Here is a 26,390-nt window from a genome sequence, read left to right as displayed (position 1 = left end):
CCCTATTTTTTTGCACTTAAAACAGCCTTAATCATCGGATCCTGTTTTAAGATGATCTGATAATATTTTTGTTCGTTAAAGAGCTGTCGCACAAACTCCGCTGCCAAATATTGTTTTACCACATCCTGGTGTTTTTCAAGATTAAAGATCAAACCGCTTTTGGAAAGGTGCTTTCTAAATCCGTTAAAGTAATAATCGGTATTCCTGATTTTCTCTTCAACCTGAACAGCGTTTAACTTTTCAAATTCTTTTCTGTTTTTATCAACTTCTTCAAAAACGAAATAGCTTACAATTCCGGATTGCATGATCATTGTTAAGGCTTCATCGCCGTGTTTTCCTTCCAGCGGAACAAAGATGTCCGGAATGATTCCACCGCCGCCGTATACAATTTTGCCTTTTTTGGTTTTAAATTTCAGGCTGTCCGCCACTTTAATACTATCAAAGGCATACAGCTCACCGCTTTCAAAACGTTTTTCGAAATCACTGAAATAATCATCCGCTCCTTTATTATAAGGTTTCTGGATAGAACGTCCGGATGGCGTATAATAACGTGCCACCGTTAAGCGAACGGCAGAACCGTCGCCCAAAGGCATTTCACGCTGTACCAATCCTTTACCAAAAGAACGTCTGCCTACAATTATTCCCCTGTCGTCATCCTGAATGGCTCCGGCTAAGATTTCACTTGCAGAAGCACTGTTTTCATCAATAAGCATGTATAATTTACCGTTTTCAAAAGCGCCTTTGGAAGTGGCATAGGTTACTTCTTCTGTTCCTTTACGGTTTTTGATCTTTACGATCTGTTCTTTATCTTTCAGAAACTCATCGGCTATTTCCACTGCTTTTTCCATATAACCGCCGCCGTTGTTGCGCACGTCAACGATCAGCTGCTGCACTCCGGCCGCTTTTAACTGCAGCAAACCTTTGTGAAATTCATCATAGGTGGTTTCGGCAAACCGGTTAATTTTAATATATCCCGTTTGATTGTCCAGCATTAACGCCACATCAACACTTTTAATAGGCACAACATCGCGGGTAACCTTTACTTTGAATTTTTTATTTTCACTTTTTCGGTAAATCGTCAGCTCTACTTTAGAACCCACTTCCCCTTTCAGTTTTGAAAAAAGGGTGTCGTTGGAAATTTTTCTTCCGAAAAGTTTGGTATTCCCGGCAAACAAAATCCGGTCACCGGCTTTTATCCCGGCTCTTTCAGACGGCCCTCCCGCTATGGGTTTGATTACCGCTACCGAATCCTTATAGGTATAAAAGTTAACCCCGATACCTACAAAATCCCCTTTCATGCTTTGGGAAATGGCTTCAAATTCATTTTTTGCAATGTATACCGAATGCGGATCCAGTTTTTCAAGAATACCGTTAACCGTAATATCCACAATAGAATCGGTATTCACTTCATCGACATATTCATTATTAATAAAATCAAGCAGTTTGTTGAGCTTGTTTTTACTTGCATTGGATGAAAATGTAGCTGTGGGTGCCGAAAAATTCAGATAGCCGCCAATAAGTACCCCAACGGCTATGGCCGTAGCGATGATAACGGGCAAATATATTTTTTTGATTCTCATATTATTCCAAGTCTGTAATATGATCTACTTCTACGCCTGCCTTTCTCAGGAAATCCAATCCGGCATCGTCTTTATAGCCTTCATAATAGACCACTCTTTTAATTCCCGCCTGGTGAATCAGCTTACTGCAGTCTTTACAGGGCGAAAGTGTTATATAAAGTGTCGCTCCTTCGCAGGACTGTGTAGAACTGGCTACTTTTAAAATAGCATTGGCTTCTGCATGCAGTACATACCATTTTGTCATCCCCTCATGGTCTTCACAACAGTTTTCAAATCCTGAAGGTGTCCCATTGTATCCATCGGAGATAATCATCCGGTCTTTGACAATTATTGCTCCAACCTGTTTTCTTTTACAATATGATAATTGTCCCCATTCTTTCGCAATACGCAAATAGGCTTTATCATATTTATTCCGCTTTTGTTCTTTCATTAATGATTGCTTTTAAGCCTTAGCTAAAACGCTATGGTTTCCCGTTTGCCCCGATGGCAATACATGCTTGTTACTGCAACAAGCTATCGCGAACAGCCGGCATTTTAGGCTTTACAAAAATACGCAAACGTTTCGCTACTGATACTGAAAAGATAAGCATTTTTTATTAGCGCTTCCAAATTTCGCTTTCGATAATCATCGGCAATACGACTCCAATAACAAAAGCAGACATTACCAGCGTCCAGTCGCGTTTTGAAAAACGGAAAAATGTCTGAATAATATACGATAAAATCAGCACAACCAGTACAACAATGATCTGTGCGCCTTCAATTCCCAAAGCAAATTCCAGCAACGGCAGCAGTTTGTCTGAAGCACCACCCGGAAGCAGTGTTTTAAAGTAGTTGGAAAAACCCAAACCGTGTATAATTCCAAAAAACAGAGTTACAAAAGCAACAAAGCTCACACTTTCATTCTTACCCGATTTTCCGGCAGTAAACAAATGAAAAAGTGCCGTAACCAGTATGGTTATTGGTATTAAAAATTCGACCAGGCTGGCTTTTATATAAACAACGCCATACACAGAGAGCAATAACGAAAGGGTGTGTCCTAAGGTAAACAGGGTTACCAGAAGCAACACCCGTTTCCAGTCTTTAAAAGCATAAGGAACAACAAGAGCAATAAGAAACAACACATGGTCATAAGCCCTGATATCCAGCACATGGCGCAGGCCGATATTAAAATATATCCAAAATTCCGACATAATTTTATTTTATTTAATTTGGGTTCTCAAACTTACAATTTATTTTGATATTTGATTTAACTGCTCAATAAAAGCTTCTCAATTGTTTTCAAACGATTGGAAATACAAGTATATTTGCATAACACCATTAATACCAAAAAATTATGTCATTTTCAGATTTATTCGATAGCGAATTTAAGAACAGAAATAAAGGTCATTTTTCTGCTATTGTAAGAGTTGCAATCGCCGACGGTGATTTAACCAATGAGGAAAGAGCCTTTTTAGACAAACTGGCTATCCAATTAGAAATTTCCAAGGAAGAATATGAAGAGATCCTGGAAAACCCTTCAAAGTACCCTATTAACCCTCCTTATTTATACACACAACGTTTGGAGCGTTTGTATGATTTATCCCGTATGGTTTATGCTGACCATATTTTAGGACCTAAACAAAAAGAAATTTTAATGCGTTTCACTCTGGCTTTGGGCTTTACACCCGGAAACGCTTCTTATATTGTAGACAAAGCCTTATCCCTTTTGGTTCTGAGTGTGGACCTGGATACTTTTGTATATGAAATGCAGAACATGAACAAATAAAAGATTCCGCTATAAAAATAAAAAGTCCTGATTGCTCAGGACTTTTTTTATGGTTACGACTGACTTGCTTTTGTCATAAATTCTTCTGCTTTTTCAACCATGTTACGGCTTCCGCAGAAAAAAGGAACCCGCTGGTGCAGTTCCGTCGGTTTTATTTCCAGTATTCGGTCAAATCCATCGGATGCTTTTCCTCCTGCCTGTTCTGCAATAAAAGCCATCGGGTTGCATTCATACAGCAAACGCAATTTTCCGCTTGGCGCTTTGGAACTGGTCGGATAAATATATACTCCGCCTTTGATCATGTTTCTGTGGAAATCGGAAACCAGACTTCCGATATAACGGGACGTATACGGACGATCTCCCTCTTCCTGCTGACAGTATTTGATATAATCTTTTACACCCTGCGGGAAATGAATATAGTTTCCTTCGTTAATCGAGTAGATCTTACCATCCTGCGAATAACGCATGTTTGGATGCGAAAGATAAAACGTTCCGATAGCAGGATTCAGTGTAAATCCGTTTACGCCGTGACCGGTAGTATAGACCAGCATGGTCGATGTTCCGTAAATCACATATCCGGCAGCTACCTGATTGACACCCGGCTGTAAAAAATCTTCCAGCGTTACCGGTGTTCCCATTGGTGTTACTCTTCTGTATACCGAAAAAATGGTTCCTACCGAAACATTCACATCAATATTGGAAGAACCGTCCAACGGATCCATCAATACCACATATTTATTATTGTGGCTGGCGTCTTTTCCCTGAACCGTAATGAAATCATCATTTTCTTCCGAAGCAATTCCACAAACAATCTCCCTGTTGATCAAGGTCTGAATAAAAACCTCATTAGCATAAACATCCAGTTTTTGCTGATCTTCACCTTGTATATTCTGTTCGCCGGCTGCCCCTACTATATCAACCAGTCCGGCTTTGTTTACTTTGTGGCTAACCACTTTTGCTGCCAGACGTATGGAGTTGATAATACGAGATAATTCTCCCGATGAGTACTTGAATTCTTCTTGTTTTTCAATGATAAACTCACCTAGCGTTATATTGCGATCTTTCATTATTAAATAGGATTGTTGTTGTGTTTTCGAGTACAAATATCGCTATTTTTGTGCAATGCGAATAATTATTCTCGCAATAATAAAACTCAATAATTTTTCTAAAAAAATGACAATACGGGAAGGAAGAAAAGAAGATATGCCTGCTGTTCTTGATTTAATTCAGGAGTTAGCTACTTTTGAAAAAGAACCGGATGCTGTGGTAATAACGGCTGAGGATCTGGTTCGTGACGGATTTGGAGACCGTCCGCTGTTTAAAACCTTTATCGCAGAGGTAGATTCCGAAATTGTAGGCATGGCTTTGTATTACCACCGTTATTCGACCTGGAAAGGAAAAACGATCCATCTGGAAGACCTTATCGTAAAAGAAAAAATGCGCGGAACCGGACTGGGTCATGCCTTGTATTCCGAAATTATTAAACAGGGAAAGAAAGACAATGTCCGCCGTATCGAATGGGCAGTTCTGGACTGGAATCAGAATGCCATTAATTTTTATGAAAAATCCGGGGCTAAAGTTTTAAAAGACTGGTATGTCGTTCAGATGAGCGAAGCCGGAATTGCTGATTTTACAAATAATTTATAGCTTCCAGCAGTTATAAATCACAATATTTATATGTCTAATTAATAAACAATGAGAGTATTCAAATTTGGCGGTGCTTCTGTAAAAGATGCCGGTAGTATCAAAAACGTATATGACGTTTTGCAAAAAGTAGGTTTTGACGATGTTCTTCTAGTTGTTTCGGCAATGGGAAAGACCACAAACGCTTTAGAAGTGGTAATAAAGAACTATTTTGATAAGTCCCCGGAGCTGAAGGCTTCCATACAGGAAGTCAAGAAATACCACAATCAGATTTTACTGGATTTGTTTGAAGACGAACAACATGCCGTTTTTGCTGCGGTGAACAGACATTTTTCCGATATGGAAAATTTCCTGAACATCAACAAATCCCCGAATTACAATTTTGTTTACGACCAGATTGTAAGCTATGGCGAGATCCTGTCGACAACCATATTGAGTTATTATTTTAATTATGCCGGACTGAAAAACGAATGGGTGGATGTCCGCAACCTGATTAAAACCGATACAACCTATCGCGATGCGATCGTAGACTGGGAACTGACCCAAAAAACCATTTCCAAAAACATCCGGAAAAAAGTACTGAACATTACCCAGGGCTTTTTAGGTTCGGATGAAAACAATTTCACAACAACTCTGGGACGTGAAGGTTCCGATTATTCGGCAGCGATTTTTGCATACTGCCTGAATGCGGAAAGCGTAACCATCTGGAAAGATGTACCGGGTGTTCTGAATGCCGATCCGCGTTATTTTGAAAATGCCGTTTTATTGAACCAGATCTCCTATCGTGAAGCGATTGAGCTGGCTTTCTACGGCGCTTCGGTAATTCACCCGAAAACGTTACAACCACTACAACGCAAAGAGATTCCTTTGTATGTAAAATCGTTTGTCAATCCGTTGTTACCGGGAACGAGTGTTTCCAAAGGTGCCGATCTGGAACCGCAGACATCCTGCTTTATTGTCAAGAAAAACCAATTGCTGATTTCGCTTTCTTCAATAGATTTCTCTTTTATCATGGAAGAAAACATCAGCGAGATCTTCGGCCTGTTCCATCAGTATAAAATAAAGGTAAGCCTTATTCAAAACACGGCTATCAGTTTCTCGGTTTGTATTGAAGATAAATTCAATAACTTTAACGAGCTGAAAAACACTTTATCTAAAAAATTCAAAGTCACCTATAACGATAATGTTTCGTTATACACCATTCGTCATTTTACGGAAAAGGCGGTACAAATGGTCGAAAAAGACAAAGATGTACTGGTTAAGCAAATGAGCCGCGAGACCATGCAGATTATCACTAAAGAATAATCCAAAATATAAACCGTTAAAAGGAGCGCTTTCCTTTTAACGGTTCTTTTCCCTGCCCTACTTTGCGGCTTTTTTAAAATTTAAACGAAATTACACTACTTTTGGCATTTTGGAGTTATATCTTGTATGCTGAAAAACTGGATTTTAATTTTGTCTTTTTTATGTGTTTCTGGGCTTTATGCCCAAGAAATAGAGACTCCCTATAAATCCAAAAAGATCACGGTTTCCAAAGACACCATTACCATTGACAAGGTCAGCATTAATAAGGAGTTTTTCAAGCTTCTGGACAAAGCCGGAAATGAAATTGACACGACTTATTATACCGTAAATTTCCAGAAAGGCACACTTGCTTTCAAAAACAATTTTCAGACAAGCGACACTTTAACGGTTCGCTATTTAAAATTCCCGGAATTCCTGACCCGAAAATATACGATTTACGACCCGTCCCGCGTGGTCAACAACGGAACCGGGCAAAAGCTATATACCATTACCCGGGAACCGGTAAACAATTTCAAACCTTTTGACGGCCTGAACACTTCCGGAAGTATTACCAGAGGTGTTACAATCGGGAACAACCAGAATACGGTTTTAAACTCCAATCTGGATTTGCAGATCACCGGTAAAATATCCGATAAGGTCAGTTTGCGTGCTTCCATTCAGGACAGCAATATTCCTTTGCAGGAAGGCGGTTATTCCCAAAAGCTGGATGAATTTGACCAGATCTTTATCGAATTGTTTTCGGACAAATGGAACATCCGTGCCGGGGATTTATTCCTGGAAAACCGGCAATCCCGCTTTTTAAATTTCAATAAAAAAGTACAGGGACTTTCCACGCATTTCACTTTTGGCGATGCCGGTAACAAAACCGATGTTTTCGCTGCCGGGGCACTCGTACGCGGACAATATACCCGAAGTACCTTTATCGGGCAGGAAGGCAATCAGGGACCTTATAAATTAAAAGGGCCAAACGGCGAATTGTATGTACTGGTCATTTCCGGCTCCGAACGGGTTTATGTAAACGGGATCTTATTGAAACGCGGGGAAAGCAACGATTATATAATTGATTATAATGCCGGGGAAATACGCTTTACCTCCCTTTTCCCGATTACTTCCGAAATGCGTATCAATATTGAGTACCAATATACCGACCGGAATTATACGCGGTTTGTAACCTATGGCGGAGTAACCCATGAACGCGAAAAATGGAGTGTCGGCGGTTTTTTATATTCCGAAAGTGATGTAAAAAGCCAGCCGTTACAGCAAAACCTGTCGCCTGAGCAGATTCAGATCCTAACCGATGCCGGCGACAATCCGGATCTGATGAATGCTCCTTCGGCTTATGTGGACAGTTATTCCGAAAATAAGATCCTCTATAAAAAAGTAGTGGTAAACGGCGTCACGACCTACCAGTATTCCAACAATCCGGAAGATGAATTGTACAATGTCCGTTTTACTTTGGTGGGTAACAATCAGGGAAACTATATACTGGCCAACAATCAGGCGGTGGGGCGTATCTATGAATACATTGCACCGGAAAACGGCCTGCCAAGAGGAAATTACGAACCGATTATCCGTTTGGTTCCGCCTACGAAAATCCAGATTGCCACTTTTTTAGGAAAATACAATCCCAGTGAAAAAACACTGGTTGATTTTGAAATCGGGTTGAGCAATAATGACAAAAACCTGTTTTCTCCAATTGACAATGACGACAACCAGGGATTAGCCGGAAGACTGAATATCAAACAGCGTTTATGGTCAAAACGCTGGGAAGTAGATGCCCTGCTCAACTATCAGTTTGTACAGAAAGAGTTTAAAACCATTGAACGTCTTTTTACCATAGAATTTGACCGGGACTGGAATCTTACCAATCCGCTGGGCGATCAGACGCTTTTGGTTTCCGGACTGAATTTCAGATTGCCGCAAAAGGCCAATTCTGCCAACAGCGGTTTTGCCAAATACCAGCTGGAAAAGCTCGATTTTTCGGAAAGTTTTTCCGGAACCCGCCATGTTGTTGACGGTCAGTTTAGCTTAAAAAACTGGACAATCCGCAATAACAGCAGTTTCCTGAACAGCGACAGTAATTACTCGACCTCAAAATTCATCCGAAGTCAGTCGCTGGTAAAATACCATATCGACAAAAACTGGGTGGGTGGCAGCTTCCGACTGGAAAACAACGAAGAAAAAATTAAGGAAAGCAATCAGTTTTCGGCTTTAAGCCAGCGCTTTAAAGAATTCGGCGCTTTTGTGGGACGTGGTGACAGTACCAAAGTTTTTATGGAAGTCGGCTATTTGCAACGCACCAACGACAGTTTGCAGCAAGGTCTTATTAAAAAGGTGAACACCTCTTATTCTTATTACCTGAAATCCCGGTTGATGCAAACCGAAAAAAGTGATCTATCCTTATTTGTCAATTACCGGAACCTGAAGTTTGAAGATCCGGTAAGAGCCAGCGAGCCTTCCTTAAACTCCCGCCTGCTCTATAACGATCGTTATTTCAACCAGCTTATCCAGGTTACTACTGCTTATGAAACCACTTCCGGTACAATTCCGCAGCAGGAATTCACCTATTTGCAGGTCGAACCGGGACAGGGAATTTATATGTGGAACGATTACAACGGCAATGGCATTCAGGAGCTGGAAGAATTTGAAATTGCCCAATTCCCCGATCAGGCAAAATATGTCCGCGTATTCCTGCCAAACCAGATTTTTATCAAAACCCATCAAAATAAGTTTTCCCAATCGGTAACCCTGAATGCCAATCAGTGGCAGAATGAAAAAGGGTTAAAAAAACTCTTATCTTATTTTTACAACCAGACGTCTTTTATCATGGACCGGAAGATCATACGCAAAAGCGGCAATTTCGATCTGAATCCGTTTTTTGGCAACGACGACGATTTATTAGGACTGAACTCCAGTTTCCGAAACAGTTTATTTTACAATCGCGGCAAGCAGGACCATTCCATTACCTATACTTTTTTAACGAACAGGGCTAAAAACCTGTTGTCGGTAGGTTCACAGGAAAACACCAGTTCTTCCCACCAGATCCAGTATGCGCATCTGATCCAGAAAAGCTGGCTTGTTGGCTTTAACGGAAAAACAATCCGCTCCAATACCTATTCTCAAAACTATGCCAGCCGTAATTTTGAGCTCTCAGGCTATCAACTGGCGCCCAAAATCTCGTATTTATTCTCCAAAAACGCAAGCTGGGATCTTTTTTATGAATACCAGCTGAAAGACAATAAGATCGCCGATTTTGAAAAGCTGAACCAGCAACGTGTAGGAACTTCTTTTAGTTATGCTTCCGACAAGCGCTTTACGATTAACGGCGAGCTGTCCTACTATCAGAATAAATTCACCGGAAACGAATTATCGCCGGTTGCCTATCAAATGCTGGAAGGTTTGCAGGCAGGTGAAAATTTAACGTGGCGCCTGCTTTTGCAAAAGAATCTGACGCAATACCTGGATATTAACCTCAACTATCAGGGCCGAAAAAGCGAAACCAGTCAGACTATTCATACCGGAAACGTTCAGTTAAGAGCTTATTTCTAATCCTAATAACCGGCTATTCCCTACTGTTTCAGGCATTTTCAGGCTGCTGTTTATGGCAGCATAGAAAAAAATTATAGTTGTTTTGTTGCATGATTAAAATTTGTATTACTTTTGCTTAACACTGTTAAATGATTTAATAGATGGGTTATGGGAAGTAAAGACAGAATATTACGGCAAAAAGAAGAGACGCGAAATAACATCCTGGATGCAGCCTGCACTATTGTAAAAGAAGAGGGCTGGCAAGGACTTAGTTTGCGTAAAATTGCTGATGCCATTGAATATACTGCTCCCATTATCTATGAATATTTTGCGAATAAAGAGGCAATACTGCAGGAGCTGACCATAAAAGGTTATGTTGTTCTGAACAAAGATTTAATTGCTGCACGGGACAAGTTTGACAATCCTGCCGATCAACTGGAAGCCATGTGGCTGGCTTACTGGGAATTTGCATTTGCAAACAAGGAAATGTACCAGTTAATGTTTGGAGTGGAAATGACCACCTGCCAGATGAGCAAATATCCGGAAGTGGAAACACCTTTCAAACTTTTCACTGCTCCTATTAAAGAGCTGATGAAAGATAACAATCCGGGTGAAGATACTGTTTGTCAAAAATATTACACTTATTTCTCAGTAGTACACGGTTTAATCTCAATCAATATTGTCGGTAATGGGCTTCCACCAGATATCAACCAGCAAATATTAAAAGATGCCATTATTGGAATCACCCGTTCTATCCGCTAGCGCGGTTTTTTTTAAACACATTACTTAACACTGTTAAACAGTTTAATATAGTAAAACGCAAACAGTATGCAACGCACTGTTTTTTTTATTCAATTTCACTTAACACCATTAAATAATTTAATATCATTATGAGACTACTAATTCTAAGCTTAACTTCACTTTTAGTTTTTGCCTGTGGGAATAAAACTGAGAATACCGCCATGCCGGCACCGGAGTTACCTGTAATCAGCATTAATGCCAATAATGCTGTTACCTCATCGGAATATCCTGCTTCCATTCAGGGTATGACAAACGTGGAGATCCGTCCGCAGGTGGCCGGAAACCTGGAAAAGGTGTTTGTAGATGAAGGCGCTTTTGTTTCCAAAGGACAATTGCTTTTTAAAATTAACGAACAACCTTTCCGGGAGCAGCTAAACAATGCCCTTGCAAGCCTGCATGCAGCAGAAGCAGCGGTAATTAACGCGCAACTGGAAGTAGACAAACTAACGCCGCTGGTTCAGAACAAAGTGGTTTCCGACTATCAGCTGAAAGCCGCTAAGGCCGGTTATAAAATTGCCGTAGCCAATGTGAACCAGGCCAAAGCGATGGTAGGAAGTGCCGAAATTAATCTGGGCTATACTTCCATCAAAGCTCCGGTGAGCGGATATCTGGGAAGGTTACCTAAAAAACAAGGAAGCCTGGTTGGCCCTGCCGACGTGGAAGCGCTGACACAATTGTCTGATGTACACGAAGTACACGTATATTTCTCGTTGGGAGAAAGTGATTTTATTGCTTTCAAATCGCAGCATGCCGGAAATTCCATCAATGAGAAAATCAACAATCTTCCTCCGGTTACACTGGTACTGGCAGACAATTCCGATTATTCCGAAAAAGGACGTATTGATATGGTTGACGGGCAGTTTGACAAAAACACCGGTGCGATTACCCTTCGTGCTTCGTTCCCTAATGCCAAAGGTTTGCTTCGCTCCGGAAATACCGGAAAAATCAAACTGGATATGAAACACAGCGATGCACTGCTGATTCCACAGGAAGCGACTATGGAAGTTCAGGATAAAATCTATGTTTTCACGGTGGACAAAACCAATAAAGTAAGCAAACAGCCTATTGTTGTTGCCGGAAAAAGCGGTACCGACTACCTGGTTACCAACGGGATAAAATCGGGCGACAGAATTGTCTTCAAAGGATTTGAAAATTTACAGGAAGGTACTGTGATCAACCCTGAAAAGGCTAAAAAAGCAATTGCTCAGAAATAATTAAAAACTAACCAACAACATTTATGTTTAAAAAATTCATTGACAGACCTGTACTGGCCACTGTCATCTCCATACTATTGGTAATGGTGGGTATTTTGGGCTTAACAAAATTACCGCTCCAACAATTTCCGGATATTGCCCCGCCGGCGGTTCAGGTAACCGCCTTATATCCGGGAGCGAATGCCGAAACCGTATTGCGTTCGGTGGCTCCTTCGCTGGAAGAATCCATCAACGGAGTGGAAAACATGAGCTATATGAGTTCCACCGCCAGTAATGACGGTTCTCTCGTGATTACCGTATTTTTCAAACTGGGAACCAATCCCGATCAGGCAGCTGTAAACGTTCAGAACCGTGTAGCCCAGGCTACAAGTCAGCTTCCGGCCGAAGTGGTTCAGGCGGGTATTACTACAGCCAAACAACAAAACAGCCTTTTAATGGTTGTGGACCTGTATTCGGATGATGAAAAAACATACGACCAGACGTTCCTGGCAAATTATGCCCAGATCAATATTATTCCGGAGATCAAACGTATTCCGGGTGTAGGACAATCCATCATTTTTGGTGGTAATAAAGACTATTCCATGCGTGTCTGGCTGAATCCGACACAAATGGCTGCCTATAATCTGACTCCAAAAGAGGTAATGGCGGCAATCCAGGATAAAAACCTGGAAGCAGCTCCGGGGAAATTCGGGGAAAGCAGCGCCGAATCTTTTGAATATGTGATCAAATACAAAGGAAAATTAAACAAGCCAACGGAATATGAAAACATCATTATCCGTTCCAATGCCGACGGTTCAGTATTGCGCTTAAAAGATGTGGCTAAAATAGAATTCGGGGCTTACACTTACGGAAACTTTACCCGCGTGAATGGTAAACCGGGTGTTAATATTGCTTCGATGCAGTTAGCCGGTTCGAATGCCAATGAAATCCAGATTGCCATTGACAAGTTAATGCAAAAGGTTTCCAAAGATTTCCCGAAAGGCGTAAAATACCTGATTCTTTACAATACCAAAGATTCCCTGGATCAATCCATAAACCAGGTAATTTCTACTTTGATTGAAGCTTTTATACTGGTATTTATCGTGGTTTTCCTTTTCTTACAGGATTTCCGCTCTACTTTAATTCCGGCCATTGCGGTTCCGGTAGCGATCCTGGGTACATTCTTTTTTATGTCCCTGTTCGGATTCTCGATCAACCTGTTAACGTTGTTTGCATTAGTACTGGCTATCGGTATTGTGGTGGATGATGCGATCGTTGTGGTCGAGGCGGTGCATTCCAAGATGGAGCACAAACACCTTCCGCCCAAAGCGGCTACGACTTCTGCCATGAGCGAAATTACCGGAGCGATCATTTCGATTACGCTGGTAATGTCGGCAGTATTCTTACCGGTAGGTTTTATGGAAGGTTCAACCGGTGTATTCTACCGTCAGTTTGCCTTTACGTTAGCCATTGCCATCATTATTTCGGCTATTAATGCTTTGACCCTAAGTCCGGCTTTAGCGGCTTTATTCTTAAAAGAGAATCATTCCCACGGAAATGCCACGGAAGAAAAGAAAACCTTTAAAGAGAAATTCTTTATCGGCTTCAACCAGGGTTTTGACAAATTAACCAGCAAATACCTGGGCAGTATCCGTTTTCTGATCCGCCACAGATGGTTAAGCCTTGGTGGTCTTGCCGTTGTGATTGCTGCCACTGTTTTTATGGTACAGCGAACGCCGACCGGATTTATTCCTTCGGAAGATCAGGGCTTTATTGCCATTTCCTTATCCATGCCGGCAGGAGCTTCTCTGGAAAGAACAACCAAAGTGATTCATGAGGCAGAAAGTTTGCTTCAAAATATGGAGTCCAAAAAGACGTTAATGGGACTGTCCGGATTTAACATCCTTACCCAGTCTTCCAGTCCGTCATCGGGTGTTGCTTTCGTTTTATTAAAACCGGCTAAAGAGCGTGGTGCCGTAAAAGATATCAATGCGATCATGGATGAGGTACGTCAGAAGTTATCAACCATAAAAGGGGCTAATTTCTTTGTCTTTACCTTCCCTACCGTACCGGGATTCAGTAATGTTGACGGTTTGGACCTGGTATTACAGGATAAAACCGGCGGCAGTCTGACCAAATTCAGCGAAGTCGGCAACAAATTCCTTGGAGAATTGATGAAGCGTAAGGAAATTGCTTTTGCCTTTACTTCGTTTAAAGCCGATTATCCGCAATATGACATGGAGGTTGACGATGTCAAAGCGGAACAACTGAGCGTGAATACGAAAGATATCCTACAGACCATGCAGGCTTATTTTGGTAGTGCCCAGGCATCCGACTTTAACCGTTTCGGAAAATATTACCGGGTAATGGTTCAGGCTGACAAGTCGGCCCGTACGGAAGCGTCTTCCATGAATGGCATTTATGTAAAAAACAGAATGGGCAATATGGTTCCGATCAATACGCTTGTAAAGCTAAAACGTGTTTACGGACCGGAAACAGCATCCCGCTACAATCTCTTTAATTCGATTGGTGTGAATGCGATTGCCAAACCGGGCTTCAGTTCCGGAGATGCCATTAGAGCGGTAGAAGAAGTTGCCGCACAGCATCTGCCATCGGGATATGCTTTTGAGTTTTCGGGCATGACGAAGGAAGAGCTTTCTTCCGGAGGACAGTCGACCGTGATTTTTGTACTATCCTTATTGTTTATCTATTTCCTGCTATCGGCACAATATGAAAGTTACATCCTTCCGCTGGCGGTAATCTTATCGATCCCGACAGGAGTGTTTGGTGTATTTGCGGCTATCGGAATAGCCGGTATTGAAAACAATATTTATGTACAGGTTGCCCTGGTAATGCTTATTGGTCTATTAGCCAAAAATGCCATCCTTATTGTAGAGTTTGCCTCACAACGCCGGAAAGCCGATAAGTCGCTGCTCGCTTCTTCCATTGAAGCTGCGAAGCTCCGTTTGCGTCCGATTATCATGACGTCCCTGGCTTTTGTGGTTGGCATTATCCCGATGATGAGTGCCAAAGGACCATCGGCTATGGGTAATCACTCTATCAGTATTGGTGCTGCGGGTGGTATGGTTACCGGAGTTGTATTAGGGTTGTTTATCATTCCTGTTCTATTTGTGGTTTTCCAGTATTTACACGAGAAAGTTTCCACCAAGAAAACAGAAACGGTACCACACGAAGAAGTGGTAACGGTTTAATCAAATGAAAAAATACATGAAAAAATATATCATCTTATCTTTATTTATTGCAACGTTAAGTTCCTGTCAGGTCTCCCGGAATGTGGAGACTCCAAAAGATGCGATTCCCTCTGAATACAGAGGGGTTGCTTCTACCGACAGTACCACCGCAGGTGATCTGGAATGGAAATCCTTTTTCACCGAAAAAACATTGCAAGGCCTGATTGACAATGCGATTGCCAAAAACAATGAGCTGCAACTGGCACAAAAGAATATCGAAATTGCCCAGCTACAGTTCAGCCAATCGAAATGGAATACTATTCCTTCCCTGAATCTTCAGGTAACCGGCAATTCCACCAATCCGTCTAAAAACAGCTTGAACGGGGTGAGTTTAAGTCAGTTTTTAGGTAAAAATCATATTGAAGATTTTACTGCTGCCGCCAATTTATCCTGGGAAGCAGACATCTGGAGTAAACTCCGCAATCAGAAAAAAAGTGCCCTGGCACAGTATTTACAATCGGAAGAGGTAAAAAAAGCATTGCAAACCACTATCGTAGCAACGGTATCCAAAGGTTTTTATAACCTGCTGATGCTGGATGCCCAGCTGGAAATCGCCAAACAGAACCTGGCGCTGAATGACAGTACGCTGTTTATCATCAACCTGCAATATGAAGCGGGACAGGTTACTTCGTTAGCGAAACAACAGGCTGCATCGCAACGTTTGGTTGCCGCTCAGCTAATTCCGTTACTGGAACAGAATATTGTTATCCAGGAGAATGCGTTGAGTGTGCTGACCGGAAGTTTTCCAAAAGCGATAGACCGCAAAGCAACGCTACAGGCTATTGCTGCCCATGAAGATCTGAAAGCCGGAATTCCATCAACTTTGGTGAACAAACGTCCGGATGTGAAAAGTGCGGAACTGGCTTTACAAAGTGCCAATGCTAAAGTGGGCCTTTCAAAAGCAGCTTTATATCCGTCCCTGTCCATCACGGCAACCGGCGGTTTAAATTCTTTTGAGTCCAGCAACTGGTTTACCATGCCGGCTTCTTTATTTGGCGTTGTTGCCGGAAGTATTGCACAGCCTTTGCTGAACAATAAAAAACTGCGTACGCAATATGAAATTTCCAAAAAGGAGCGTGAAAAAACGGTTATCAGTTTCCGCCAGTCGGTACTGACTGCTGTTGCAGAAGTTTCGGATGCGATGGTAAAAATAGACAAACTGGATGCACAAAATAAGATAGCTGCTTCCCGTGTGGAAACGCTTCAGGAAGCAATCCGCAATGCGACTATGCTATTTAAAAACGGTATGGCCAATTATTTAGAGGTCATCACGGCGCAAAGTAATTTATTACAGAGTGAGCTGGAACTGGCTGCTCTTAAAAAATCAAGGCTGGAAGCCGATATCGAATTATACCGCGCATTGGGCGGCGGATGGCGATAACATTATCTTGCAATTATTATATTCACAAAAAAACGCTGTAAAACTTTCGTCTTACAGCGTTTTGTCTTTTAGTGGAGAAGATGGGGCTCGAACCCACGACCTCTTGACTGCCAGTCAAGCACTCTAGCCAACTGAGCTACATCCCCGCTTATTAACGGGTACAAATATAGCTTTTTCAATCATTCTACAAATAGATTCTGCTAAAAATTGTATTTTTAAGGCAAAATATTTTACGAATGACTACTGACAGAATAAACGGCTCCTTATATACCCGAATTGACAACAAAATTGCCTTTGTAGAATTTGGCCATCCGGCCAGTAATTCTTTCCCCGGTGAATTATTACAACGCTTAACGGACGAACTGCATAAGCTGAGCGGCAATCCGGACGTTTCAGTGATTGTTTTAAAGAGTGAAGGCGACGGTGCTTTTTGTGCCGGAGCATCTTTTGACGAATTATTAGCGGTTTCGAATCTGGAAGAAGGCGCAAAATTCTTTTCCGGATTTGCCAATGTGATCAATGCGATGCGTAAATGTTCCAAACTGATTGTGGGAAGGATCCACGGAAAAGCTGTTGGCGGCGGCGTTGGCCTGGCTGCAGCCTGCGACTATGCCCTTGCAACCGAACAAAGTGCCATCAAACTATCGGAATTGGCTATCGGCATCGGACCGTTTGTGATTGAACCGGCAGTTTCCCGAAAAATTGGCAAAGCGGCTTTAGCCGAAATGACCCTGGCTGCTCATGAATGGAAAAATGCTTATTGGGCGCAGGAAAAAGGTCTATATGCCAAAGTATTGGAAAATGTATCGGAACTCGATAAAGAACTGGAGCTTTTCACGTCCAAACTGGCCAGCTACAATCCGGAGGCCTTAGCCGAAATGAAAAAAGTATTATGGGAAGGAACCGAAAACTGGGACAGCCTGCTGTATGAAAGAGCCGGCATTTCCGGAAAACTGGTACTATCCGATTTTACCGTAAAGGCATTAAATCAGTTTAAAAAGAAATAAACCATGAAAAATATACTCCTGTTTCAGCACGCTACTATTGAAGAGAAAATAAAAAATGCTCCCGATAACAACTATGAGATCGGAGTCTTTATCGGTTCCTTACTGCCTTTTGTCGTGCTGGTTATCATAGCCTATTTGATGTACCACAGGGCCCGGAAACGAAACAGGGAATAACAAAAAAGCTGTTCATCAGAACAGCTTTTGTTTTTTATCGGGTTTTTAACCAGCCGGTAATACTCAGCCGGGGTTGTTTGACCGGTTTTACTTCGTGTTCCAGCAGCTGACTTTCAAAAATGACCATTCTTCCTTTAACGGGGTAAATATTTTCGGTAACTTCTACCCCATTATTATCTTTATAAATAGCCAGTTCACCACCATAATCGGGCTGCCAGTTTTGCTCGTTCAGGTAACACACCATCGACAGCTTCCTCCTGCTGTCGTTCTGGAACGTATCCAGATGCCTTTTATAAAAAGTCCCTTCCGGATACAGGGCATAATGAAACTCCTGGTTCTGAATCCCCATAAAACAGGTTCTGTTCAGGTATTGTACGAAATCGTTTATTTTATTGAAAAATGCTTTTTCTGCTGCATTGCTTTCTTCTTCATTCAGCCAGAGAATAAAATCGCCGCGAACGGCATCTATAATTTTTTCATTGCTGAGGTTTCCGATAGCGGATTTTTTAAAGTTGTCTTCTTCATATTTCTGCAACAAACTTTCCCGAAGGGCAATTACTTCATTATCAGAAAAAAAATCATCAGCGATGCTGTATTGCTGCTGCAGCAAATCGTCTATGATCTGCTCGTATATTGGATTCAATTGAAAATCACTCATACTTATTTATAATGGATGTGTAAAGATATGACAAAACGGAAATCCGATCGCTTTATTTTATTTACTAAATTTGCAGTCTAATTTCTACAGAATGAGTAACATCAGAATCACCAAACAATTCACTTTTGAAACCGGACATGCCCTATACGGATATGACGGAAAATGTAAAAACGTTCACGGTCACAGTTATAAATTATCGGTAACAGTAATCGGAAGGCCTATTACAGACAATACAAATGTGAAATACGGTATGGTTATCGATTTCGGTGACTTGAAGAAAATTGTAAAAGAAGAAATTGTTGATGTTTTTGACCATGCCACGGTTTTCAACCAGAACACGCCGCATCTAGAGCTGGCGAATGAGCTTAAAAACCGCGGTCATCATGTTATATTGGTGGAATACCAGCCAACAAGTGAAAACATGGTTACCGATTTTGCCGCAAAAATTAAAAACCGCTTACCACACGGAATTCACTTGCATTCTTTAAAATTACAGGAAACGGAAACCTCCTTTGCTGAATGGTACCAATCCGATAATCTGTAATATTGATGATGATGAACATTCCGCATAACAAGAAAATATATTTTGCATCCGACCAGCATTTTGGCGCTCCAACCCCGGAAAAGAGTTTTCCGCGGGAGCAAAAGTTTGTGGCCTGGCTGGATCTGATCAAAAAAGATGCGGAAGTACTGTTCCTTCTGGGAGATTTATTCGATTTCTGGTTTGAATACAAAACTGTTGTTCCAAAAGGTTTTATCCGGGTTTTAGGCAAACTGGCGGAACTGAGAGACAGCGGCATCCACATTTATTTCTTTGTGGGCAATCACGATTTATGGATGTATGATTATTTTGAAAAAGAATTGAATATCCCGGTATATCACACACCACAGGAGTTTTTTTTTAACGACAAGTTGTTCCTGATTGGCCATGGCGACGGACTTGGTCCCGGCGACAAAGGCTATAAAAGAATGAAAAAGGTGTTTACCAATCCTTTTTCGAAATGGTTGTTCCGATGGCTTCACCCGGATTTAGGGGTTCGGCTGGCACAATATCTTTCGGTAAAAAACAAGCTGATTTCCGGTGCTGAAGACGTAAAATATTTAGGAGAAGAAAATGAGTGGCTCGTACAATACTCAAAACAAAAGCTGAAGTCCAAACAATATGATTTCTTTGTTTTCGGGCACAGACATCTTCCTCTCGAAATTACACTTTCCGAAAAAGCTACTTATATCAATCTTGGCGACTGGATAAGTTATTTCACCTATGGTGTTTTTGACGGTACGGCTTTTGAGTTAAAAAAACATACCGATCAATGATGTGGTTTCGGCTTTAAGACCTTTCCGTGCCAGTACTGCATTAAAAGAATACAGCCAACTACAGACGACGCAATACCTTCAAAAAGTAATCCGATACAATATTCATTTACTTTCGGTCTGCCTCCGGTAAATATAAAGCCATCGGAAAGTCTGCTCAGATACGGTTCACCTCCTCTTATATGAATATAAACAATAAGTGCCACAACGCTTATTAAAATCCCGATAACGCAGGTTTTAAAGCTCGACAGTATATTATTCAGATATTCGGCATTCCCGTCTCTAAAGTTCTCTTTTATCGTCCTGTTGGCACCATAAAGAACAATTACCGCGTTGAATAACCGCAAATACAATTTATCCGTCAGGCCCAGCAGTTCCATTACAAGGAAATACAAGGCAATACCGATAAAAATAACCATCCCGTTTTTAAATTCTCTTGACTTGAACATAATCTTACATTTTAACAGTTAAACAAGATTTTATGTTTCTGACGAGAAGTTTTAAGAAACTTACTATCAGGCATTTAATCAAATTTACAAAAAAATAAGGTTCCGAAAGTCAATTGAGCGGAATAATCGTTAAAGTCAAAAAAACACCTGTTATGGTTTATTGCTGGTTTGCAAAATAGGCAGAAGCGGTCTGTTTATCCAGAGCCAGCTGTTCTTTGAGCGCATCCAGAGATGGAAACTTCTGTTCTTCCCTGATTTTTTCATGAATGGCAATTCGTAGTTTTTTACCGTAAAAATCTCCGTCGAAATCCAGGAAGTTAACCTCAATGGTCAGGTTTTCACCATCAACTGTAGGTCTTATCCCGATATTCATCATACCGTTAACCGGCACACCATCGATTTCTGAAGATACGATATAAACCCCTCTTTTCGGGATAAGCTTGTACTCTTCTGCAATCTGCATATTGGCGGTTGGAAAGCCTATTGTTCGTCCCAACTGGTTTCCTTTTACTACGGTTCCGGTAAAGAAGTAATCATAACCCAGATAGGAATTTGCCAGGGCTACATTACCTTCATCCAGGGCATTTCTGATTTTGGTAGAGCTAATCGAAACATCATCGATTTCCTGAGCCGAGATCTGCTCTACTTCAAAACCATATTCCTGTCCGAAACGGATTAAGTCCTCAATAGTTGCCGTTCTGTTCCTTCCGAAACGGTGATCGTATCCGATTATAATTTTGCCGATATTGAATTTATCTACCAGGATATTTTTTACAAATTCTTCGGCTGTCAGTCGGGAAAAGGTCTGATCAAACGGATGAATAATCAGGTTATCGATTCCGAATTCTTTCAGAAGATAGGATTTTTCGTCTATAGTATTCAATAGTTTTATATCCGAATCCTGCTGCAGGACCATTCTCGGATGCGGAAAGAAAGTAAGCAACAGACTTTCTGCATGCAGCGTCTTACTGCTTGTGATTACTTTTTCCAATATACTTCTGTGTCCCAAATGTACACCATCAAAGGTTCCTAAAGTAACAACTGTTTTCGATTCCGAATGAAATTCCTGTATTGATGAAAATATTTTCAATTGGCAAATTTTGATTCGCAAATTTAAGCTATCCTATTTATATAAAAAAAGAGGATTGTAATAAAACAATCCTCTTTGTACTATAAAGATACGGTTAATTTAGTTTTTAACGAATTTGATCGTTTTAGTGTTACCGTCTTTGTTTATTTTGATAAAGTAAACACCATTACTCAAGTCGGCTGTATTAACACTTAAATCAGCAGTAGTAACTTTATTTTTAGCTACAATTGTCTGACCTAAACTATTATAAACAACATAACTTTCCGGAAGGTCTAAACCTTGCGGGATCATAATGTTTAAAATATCTTTAGTAGGGTTCGGATAAACTGTTATCGCTCCTAACGCGTTAAATTCAGTTGTTCCTAATGCGTTTATTCTGAATGCTTTTGATTCTGAATCTCCAAATTGTCCTCCGGAAACAATTACAGTTCCTGTTGGTGTTTTGATATCATAGAATCCACTTCCGTAATCACAGCAGATTCCGTCTCCTTCTGCATCTAAAATTGTGAATGTATAACAATCGTTACTTGCCAATGTCCAGTTTTGCGTTAACAAAGCCGGCATGCTCGGATTGGTATTTGAATAACCACTTCCCTGATACAGGATCGTTCCGGCACTGTTTTTAAGGTTCCAGGTTGTTTCTGCACCATAACGATCACGTTGCAATCTGAATACTACCTGATTGGTTTCAAAGTTTGCCGGTAATGAAGCAGCAATAGTACCGGAAGCGGTATTATTTGTCGCTCTTTGATCTGCTACACCGTTAGCCGTTGTAACAGCTACATTGAACGTTCCGCTTGCTGTAGCCGCAACCGGTAAGCTGATTACCGCATAAGCATTAGATACTAATGATCCGGTCCATGTATATGGTGTGTTTGCACCACCGTTAACATTGTAGTTTAATCCTACAGACGTAAGCGTACTGGTACCTCTGTTATAAACAATTACTTTTTTCACTGCCTGACCACCTGCTCCGCATGCTGCTCCTAAAACAGCTGTACAATCCGTATCGATTTTAATTTCGGCATCATTTGCAAAAAGCGCAATCGGCTGGTCTTTGGTAGATGTTTTCAATTCAACTCTTCTAAGCGCATTGTTCATTACAGTTGCAATTCTTGTTTTCTGATTAGCTGTAAAGATATTCATACAGGTATCATCTGTATAATCCATATAGTTCTGAATCATATCTAATCCCGGGCTTGAAGGACAAGAATCTGTTCCTGTAGGGCATTCGTAGTTTTCCTCTGAAGCCGCCGGAGTATCCGGACAGTAATCGTTAAAGCTATCTGCGATATTTACCGTACAGCTGGAGTTATCACCCCAGATATGACGTAATCCTAACCAGTGTCCCACTTCGTGTGTCATGGTTCTTCCTTTATCATAAGGAGCAGCTAACATAAATGTTCCGTCTGTATAATCCGAGCTTCCGAAAGTAGAGAAATTCGAAACAACACCGTCTGTATTCGCCGGACCTTCATCAGGAGATAATCCTCCTAAAGTGGAGTTGGATGGAAACTGAGCATATCCTAAAAGCGTATCATCTGTAAAATTAACAGACCACATGTTCAGGTATTGTGTCGGATTCCAGATCGTATTTGGTTTTACATAATTATCAATCTCGGTTGTTGACCAGGAAGACTGGCATAAATTTACACGATCAATACCGTTAGTAGGGTTTCCGTTCGGATCCTGTTTTGCCAATGCAAACTGGATCATCGTATCTGCTCCAACAGGATTCGTGTTGAATCCAGGAGTTCCCGCTAATCTTCTGTAGTCATTGTTCAATACCGTGATTTGCGACATTACCTGTGCATCTGTAATATTCGGAGCAGCACCTAAAGCCTGACCGTTATGAATTACGTGTACTACTACAGGGATAGTGATTACCCCGCCTGCTTCCGATTTATTGTTTTTAGCCTGCTCCACTAATGGTGCCAACCATGCCTCAAACTGGGCAGTAGTTGCTCTTTTTGGGTTTTGAGCACGCAGGTATTCTTCATATTCAGTTGTAGCACATCTGATATGTCCTGTTTTAGGGTTTACCGAAGAAGCATGTACTGCTTTTCCAAAAACCATCGCTCCTTTTTGGTTGGGTGTTTTTTGGGCAAACGTAGCCATTGGAGTTAGTCCCGTCAATGCCGCTACACCCAGTAACCCCAATAAAGTATTTTTCTTCATAATCACTTGGTTAAAAAATTAGTAACCTACAAATCTATTGAATATTTTATTTTTTCATACAAAAACCACAACTTTTTTCAAAAAATACACATTTTAAACCATTATTGTTTTAAAAATACAGTAATAATTTATTTAAAAACAAAAGGGGATTACCATTTGGTAATCCCCTTTTTCAGCTATTAAAAAATATATTAGTTTTTAATAAATCCTAATGTTTTAGAAGAACCGTCTTTATTGATTTTAATAAAGTATACTCCTTTTGCAAAAGCTGACGTGTTTACAACCAAGTCAACCTGAGAAACATTATTTTTAGCAAGAACTGTTTGTCCTAAGCTGTTATAGATAATATAATCTGTTCTTGACAAATCTCCAGGAATGTTAATATTCAGGAAGTCATTTGCCGGGTTAGGATAAACGCTTACAGAGTTGATTATCTCAAAGCTTGAAGCACTTAAGCTGGCATCTGTTCCGAAGAAATAAACACCATTCATACCTGTATTCACAACAGTTTCTAAAGTAACGTTAGGTCCGAAAGCACCTAAAGTAGCTGTATTTGCTGTAGTAGCTCCCTGTTTGATAACTTTAAGAGCATTTCTTGAATTTCCGGTTGCAGCTTCCCATGCAGCGATTTCCGCTTCTGTGAAGTAGAATTTCAACGTAACGTTTCCAGAAGTATTGTTAGTTGCAGGCGTAATTGTAAATGATTTCGCCATAACTAATCTGCTAGGAGTATTATTTCCGTTATAGGCTACAGCAGCAGCACCTGCAGTTGCCTGATCTCTGGAAACAGCCACTGAAGTACATCCATAGTTGAATGCATCACTTGTAATACTTGCCATTACTTTACCGGTAGTAGCATCTTTAGCATACGTTACACCGCTTGTAGGAACACTTGCCTGGTAAGCAGTAGAAGTGTTAACAGCTGTTTGAACAGCAGTAGAAACGGTTGAAGTAACATCAACTGTATCCAGCATCAACATTCCATTTCCATTTGGATTGTGGAAGTGTCTGAAAACCAAATAACCTGTCTGACCTGCATAAGCCGTAAGGTTATGCGTTCTCATTTCTGCAGCTCTCGCCGGAATTTCTCTGTTATTTTCTAAAACTGCACCAGCCTGAATTGCTGCAGCTGTAGCTTTATTTGTTGTAAAGTACACATAATAATGCTCTTTATAACCTGTAGGGTTAGCTGTTCTGCTATAACCTCCAATTGCGTATGAAACACTTGCTGCAGTAGCACCTGCAGGAATTGTAAATTGCGGGCTGATCATATAGTTATCAGCGTTAGGATTAGATCCTACTCCACCGGTTAAAATAAGGTTATCTGTTGCAGAATAAGCAAACGCACCTGAAATACCTGTCCATGGAGCTCCTGATAAACCAGAAATTAATCCCCAGTTTTTACCATCACCGTCACCATCAAGGATAGTCCATCCTGTTGCATCTTCGAAATCTTCCGTTAATAAAACAGTTGTTTGCGAAGCTGAAGGAGCAGCATCATTGTCGATAATTGTAACAACAATTGAGCTTGCAGCTGTATTTAAGGTAGCATCACCACCATTAGCATTTAATGTCATGTTCACTGTGAACGTTTCATTAGCTTCTACCAAACCATCATTAAACACACGAACTGTTAAGTTCTGAGAAGTTACCGCACCGGCAGCAAAAGTTACTGTTGGTGTCATGATTTGGTAATCTACTCCCTGAGTTGCTGTTCCGCCAGCAGCCACATTAAAAGTAACAACTGCATTAGCAGAAGGCGCTTTTCCGATAGAAACCGGGAAATTAACTTCTGTATAACTACAGTTTGTACCTTCATTTACAGAACCTGTAGAATTATCAAAACGGATAATTGGTGTAGGTGTCTGACACTTCGTTGAAGCGTTTAATGAGTTTCTTCTTGGTGAGTTCTGCATAACCGCAACGATACGGTCTTTTTGATTTTGTGTAAATGTATCCATACACGCATCGTTTGTATAATCCATATAATTCTGGATCATATCGTTTCCTGGAGACAACGGGCAAGAGTTAACGGTAGCACAAGTATAGTTTGCTGCCGCAGCTGCCGGTGTATCCAAGCAATAGTCATTAAAACTGTCTGTTGCATCAACAGTACAACTGGAGCTATCTCCCCAAATGTGACGTAAACCTAACCAGTGACCTACTTCGTGTGTCATGGTTCTTCCTAAATTATACGTTCCATTCATCATGAATGTACCATCATTTTCAGCAATTGTTCCAAATGCATCGTAACCTGCAACAACACCATCAGTATTCGCTGCACCACCATTTACATTCAGACCTCCTAAGTTAGAGTTTGAAGGAAACTGAGCATAACCTAACAACCCGTCTAATCCAGGTGCTGTTGGGTGATTTAAAGGATTACCACCCGGACGAATTGTCCACATATTCAAATATTGATTCGGATCCCAGATTGTAGCCGCTTTCATCGTCTCAACATCTGCTCTGGTTTCCCAGTCAGGACCACCGGCACCATTGGTAATATTATTGCTGTAAGGCGCAATATTATGTCTGATGATACCTGTCGTTAAGTTTCCGGAAGGATCTGTCTGAGCCAGACAGAAGTTAATTTCAATATCTACAGCCAAACCGGTTGAGTTTGCTCCTCCCGGAGTTCCAACCATTTTTCTGTAATCCTGATTCATCACATTGATCTGGGAACGTGCCTGAGCATCGGTAATATTCTCACCGGTACCAATCGCATCTCCGTTGTGGATAATGTGAATTACAACAGGAATGTTATACACTTGCTGAACATTTTTCCCGGCAGCACGATCTGCTTTTATCTGAGCGATCTTTGGAGCCAGCCATGTTTCAAATTGCTCATTTGTAGCTCTTTTTGGGTTTTCCGCTCGCAAATAAGCCTCATTCTCATCCGTCATACATCTGATATGACCACTTGGCGTTAGTGCTTGCGTTGGGAGTTCAATCACCTTACCAAAATGAGTAACTTTTCTTGTAGGATTCTGCGCCATCGCTGCATTGGAAAACATTCCAACTGCGATTAATGCAAAAATCTGCAATGTAGTTTTTTTCATAATTTGTTAGTTG

At 41.0% G+C, this 26,390-nt stretch carries 21 protein-coding genes and 1 tRNA gene; 12 read left to right on the top strand and 10 right to left on the bottom strand.

Annotated features, from left to right (window positions below):
• Positions 1-2: 2 nt before the first annotated feature.
• The 3 genes from BGO42_RS04610 to BGO42_RS04600 all read right to left on the bottom strand — a co-directional run bounded on the left by BGO42_RS04610 (position 3) and on the right by BGO42_RS04600 (position 2,770).
• The gene (locus BGO42_RS04610) at positions 3-1,580 is read right to left on the bottom strand and encodes a S41 family peptidase (RefSeq protein WP_273246506.1); all 1,578 of its coding nucleotides are present in this window, start codon (positions 1,578-1,580) and stop codon (positions 3-5) included.
• 1 nt (position 1,581) lies between these two features.
• Positions 1,582-2,010: a deoxycytidylate deaminase gene (locus BGO42_RS04605; RefSeq protein ID WP_177731392.1), complete on the bottom strand. Its 429-nt coding sequence runs from the start codon at positions 2,008-2,010 to the stop codon at positions 1,582-1,584.
• Positions 2,011-2,176: 166 nt separating this feature from the next.
• Positions 2,177-2,770 carry a HupE/UreJ family protein gene (locus BGO42_RS04600; RefSeq protein WP_177731390.1) on the bottom strand — a complete coding sequence of 198 codons (594 nt, stop codon included), beginning with the start codon at positions 2,768-2,770 and terminating at the stop codon, positions 2,177-2,179.
• A 143-nt stretch (positions 2,771-2,913) separates the two neighbouring features.
• Between BGO42_RS04600 and BGO42_RS04595 the strand changes: the two genes are divergently transcribed.
• Positions 2,914-3,345, top strand: coding sequence for a tellurite resistance TerB family protein (locus tag BGO42_RS04595; protein ID WP_177731389.1), 432 nt, complete (start codon positions 2,914-2,916; stop codon positions 3,343-3,345).
• 53 nt (positions 3,346-3,398) lie between these two features.
• Here the strand turns inward: BGO42_RS04595 and fbp are convergent, their stop codons facing one another.
• Entirely contained in the window at positions 3,399-4,412 is a 1,014-nt protein-coding gene (fbp, locus tag BGO42_RS04590; RefSeq protein WP_177731387.1) for a class 1 fructose-bisphosphatase, read from the bottom strand.
• 106 nt (positions 4,413-4,518) lie between these two features.
• Between fbp and BGO42_RS04585 the strand changes: the two genes are divergently transcribed.
• The 7 genes from BGO42_RS04585 to BGO42_RS04555 all read left to right on the top strand — a co-directional run bounded on the left by BGO42_RS04585 (position 4,519) and on the right by BGO42_RS04555 (position 16,448).
• Positions 4,519-4,992: a GNAT family N-acetyltransferase gene (locus BGO42_RS04585; RefSeq protein ID WP_273246507.1), complete on the top strand. Its 474-nt coding sequence runs from the start codon at positions 4,519-4,521 to the stop codon at positions 4,990-4,992.
• Between the two features lie 48 nt (positions 4,993-5,040).
• Entirely contained in the window at positions 5,041-6,294 is a 1,254-nt protein-coding gene (locus BGO42_RS04580) for an aspartate kinase (protein ID WP_177731383.1), read from the top strand.
• A gap of 126 nt (positions 6,295-6,420) precedes the next feature.
• A complete protein-coding gene (locus BGO42_RS04575; RefSeq protein ID WP_273246508.1) occupies positions 6,421-9,843 on the top strand; it encodes a DUF8818 domain-containing protein in 3,423 nt (1,140 codons plus the stop codon).
• 147 nt (positions 9,844-9,990) lie between these two features.
• Positions 9,991-10,584, top strand: a complete 594-nt coding sequence (locus BGO42_RS04570; RefSeq protein WP_177731380.1) for a TetR/AcrR family transcriptional regulator — start codon at positions 9,991-9,993, stop codon at positions 10,582-10,584.
• A 128-nt stretch (positions 10,585-10,712) separates the two neighbouring features.
• Positions 10,713-11,837 (top strand): efflux RND transporter periplasmic adaptor subunit, encoded by a 1,125-nt coding sequence (locus BGO42_RS04565; RefSeq protein ID WP_273246509.1) that lies wholly within the window; start codon positions 10,713-10,715, stop codon positions 11,835-11,837.
• A 23-nt stretch (positions 11,838-11,860) separates the two neighbouring features.
• A complete protein-coding gene (locus BGO42_RS04560; protein ID WP_273246510.1) occupies positions 11,861-15,028 on the top strand; it encodes an efflux RND transporter permease subunit in 3,168 nt (1,055 codons plus the stop codon).
• Positions 15,029-15,044: 16 nt separating this feature from the next.
• Entirely contained in the window at positions 15,045-16,448 is a 1,404-nt protein-coding gene (locus BGO42_RS04555; protein ID WP_273246511.1) for an efflux transporter outer membrane subunit, read from the top strand.
• A gap of 72 nt (positions 16,449-16,520) precedes the next feature.
• Here BGO42_RS04555 and BGO42_RS04550 read toward each other — a convergent pair.
• Positions 16,521-16,594, bottom strand: a tRNA-Ala gene (locus tag BGO42_RS04550).
• 90 nt (positions 16,595-16,684) lie between these two features.
• On the opposite strand from BGO42_RS04550, the gene BGO42_RS04545 reads away from it, so the two are divergent.
• Both BGO42_RS04545 and BGO42_RS04540 read left to right on the top strand, forming a co-directional pair.
• Positions 16,685-17,455, top strand: coding sequence for an enoyl-CoA hydratase/isomerase family protein (locus BGO42_RS04545; protein WP_273246512.1), 771 nt, complete (start codon positions 16,685-16,687; stop codon positions 17,453-17,455).
• Positions 17,456-17,458: 3 nt separating this feature from the next.
• A complete protein-coding gene (locus tag BGO42_RS04540) occupies positions 17,459-17,629 on the top strand; it encodes a hypothetical protein (protein WP_177731351.1) in 171 nt (56 codons plus the stop codon).
• 34 nt (positions 17,630-17,663) lie between these two features.
• On the opposite strand, the gene BGO42_RS04535 is transcribed toward BGO42_RS04540, so the two are convergent.
• Positions 17,664-18,287: a 2OG-Fe(II) oxygenase gene (locus tag BGO42_RS04535; RefSeq protein ID WP_273246513.1), complete on the bottom strand. Its 624-nt coding sequence runs from the start codon at positions 18,285-18,287 to the stop codon at positions 17,664-17,666.
• 91 nt (positions 18,288-18,378) lie between these two features.
• On the opposite strand from BGO42_RS04535, the gene BGO42_RS04530 reads away from it, so the two are divergent.
• Together BGO42_RS04530 and BGO42_RS04525 are read left to right on the top strand one after the other, a co-directional pair.
• Positions 18,379-18,831 carry a 6-pyruvoyl trahydropterin synthase family protein gene (locus tag BGO42_RS04530; RefSeq protein WP_177731347.1) on the top strand — a complete coding sequence of 151 codons (453 nt, stop codon included), beginning with the start codon at positions 18,379-18,381 and terminating at the stop codon, positions 18,829-18,831.
• A gap of 11 nt (positions 18,832-18,842) precedes the next feature.
• On the top strand, positions 18,843-19,604 hold the full coding sequence (locus BGO42_RS04525) for a UDP-2,3-diacylglucosamine diphosphatase (RefSeq protein WP_273246541.1): 762 nt from the start codon (positions 18,843-18,845) through the stop codon (positions 19,602-19,604).
• On the opposite strand, the gene BGO42_RS04520 is transcribed toward BGO42_RS04525, so the two are convergent.
• From BGO42_RS04520 to BGO42_RS04505, 4 genes are all read right to left on the bottom strand, one after another.
• Positions 19,598-20,050 carry a hypothetical protein gene (locus tag BGO42_RS04520; RefSeq protein ID WP_177731345.1) on the bottom strand — a complete coding sequence of 151 codons (453 nt, stop codon included), beginning with the start codon at positions 20,048-20,050 and terminating at the stop codon, positions 19,598-19,600. The two genes, BGO42_RS04525 and BGO42_RS04520, sit on opposite strands and share 7 nt — an antisense overlap.
• Positions 20,051-20,207: 157 nt before the next feature.
• Entirely contained in the window at positions 20,208-21,140 is a 933-nt protein-coding gene (locus BGO42_RS04515; RefSeq protein ID WP_273246514.1) for a bifunctional riboflavin kinase/FAD synthetase, read from the bottom strand.
• A 99-nt stretch (positions 21,141-21,239) separates the two neighbouring features.
• Positions 21,240-23,318: a T9SS type A sorting domain-containing protein gene (locus BGO42_RS04510; protein WP_273246515.1), complete on the bottom strand. Its 2,079-nt coding sequence runs from the start codon at positions 23,316-23,318 to the stop codon at positions 21,240-21,242.
• 191 nt (positions 23,319-23,509) lie between these two features.
• The gene (locus tag BGO42_RS04505; protein ID WP_177731339.1) at positions 23,510-26,377 is read right to left on the bottom strand and encodes a T9SS-dependent choice-of-anchor J family protein; all 2,868 of its coding nucleotides are present in this window, start codon (positions 26,375-26,377) and stop codon (positions 23,510-23,512) included.
• Positions 26,378-26,390 lie beyond the last annotated feature (13 nt).

The organism is Flavobacterium sp. 40-81, assembly GCF_001898245.1.
Lineage (GTDB): Bacteria > Bacteroidota > Bacteroidia > Flavobacteriales > Flavobacteriaceae > Flavobacterium > Flavobacterium inviolabile.
The sequence above is the reverse complement of the archived record's forward strand: the minus strand, read 5'-3'. Positions and strand labels throughout refer to the sequence as shown.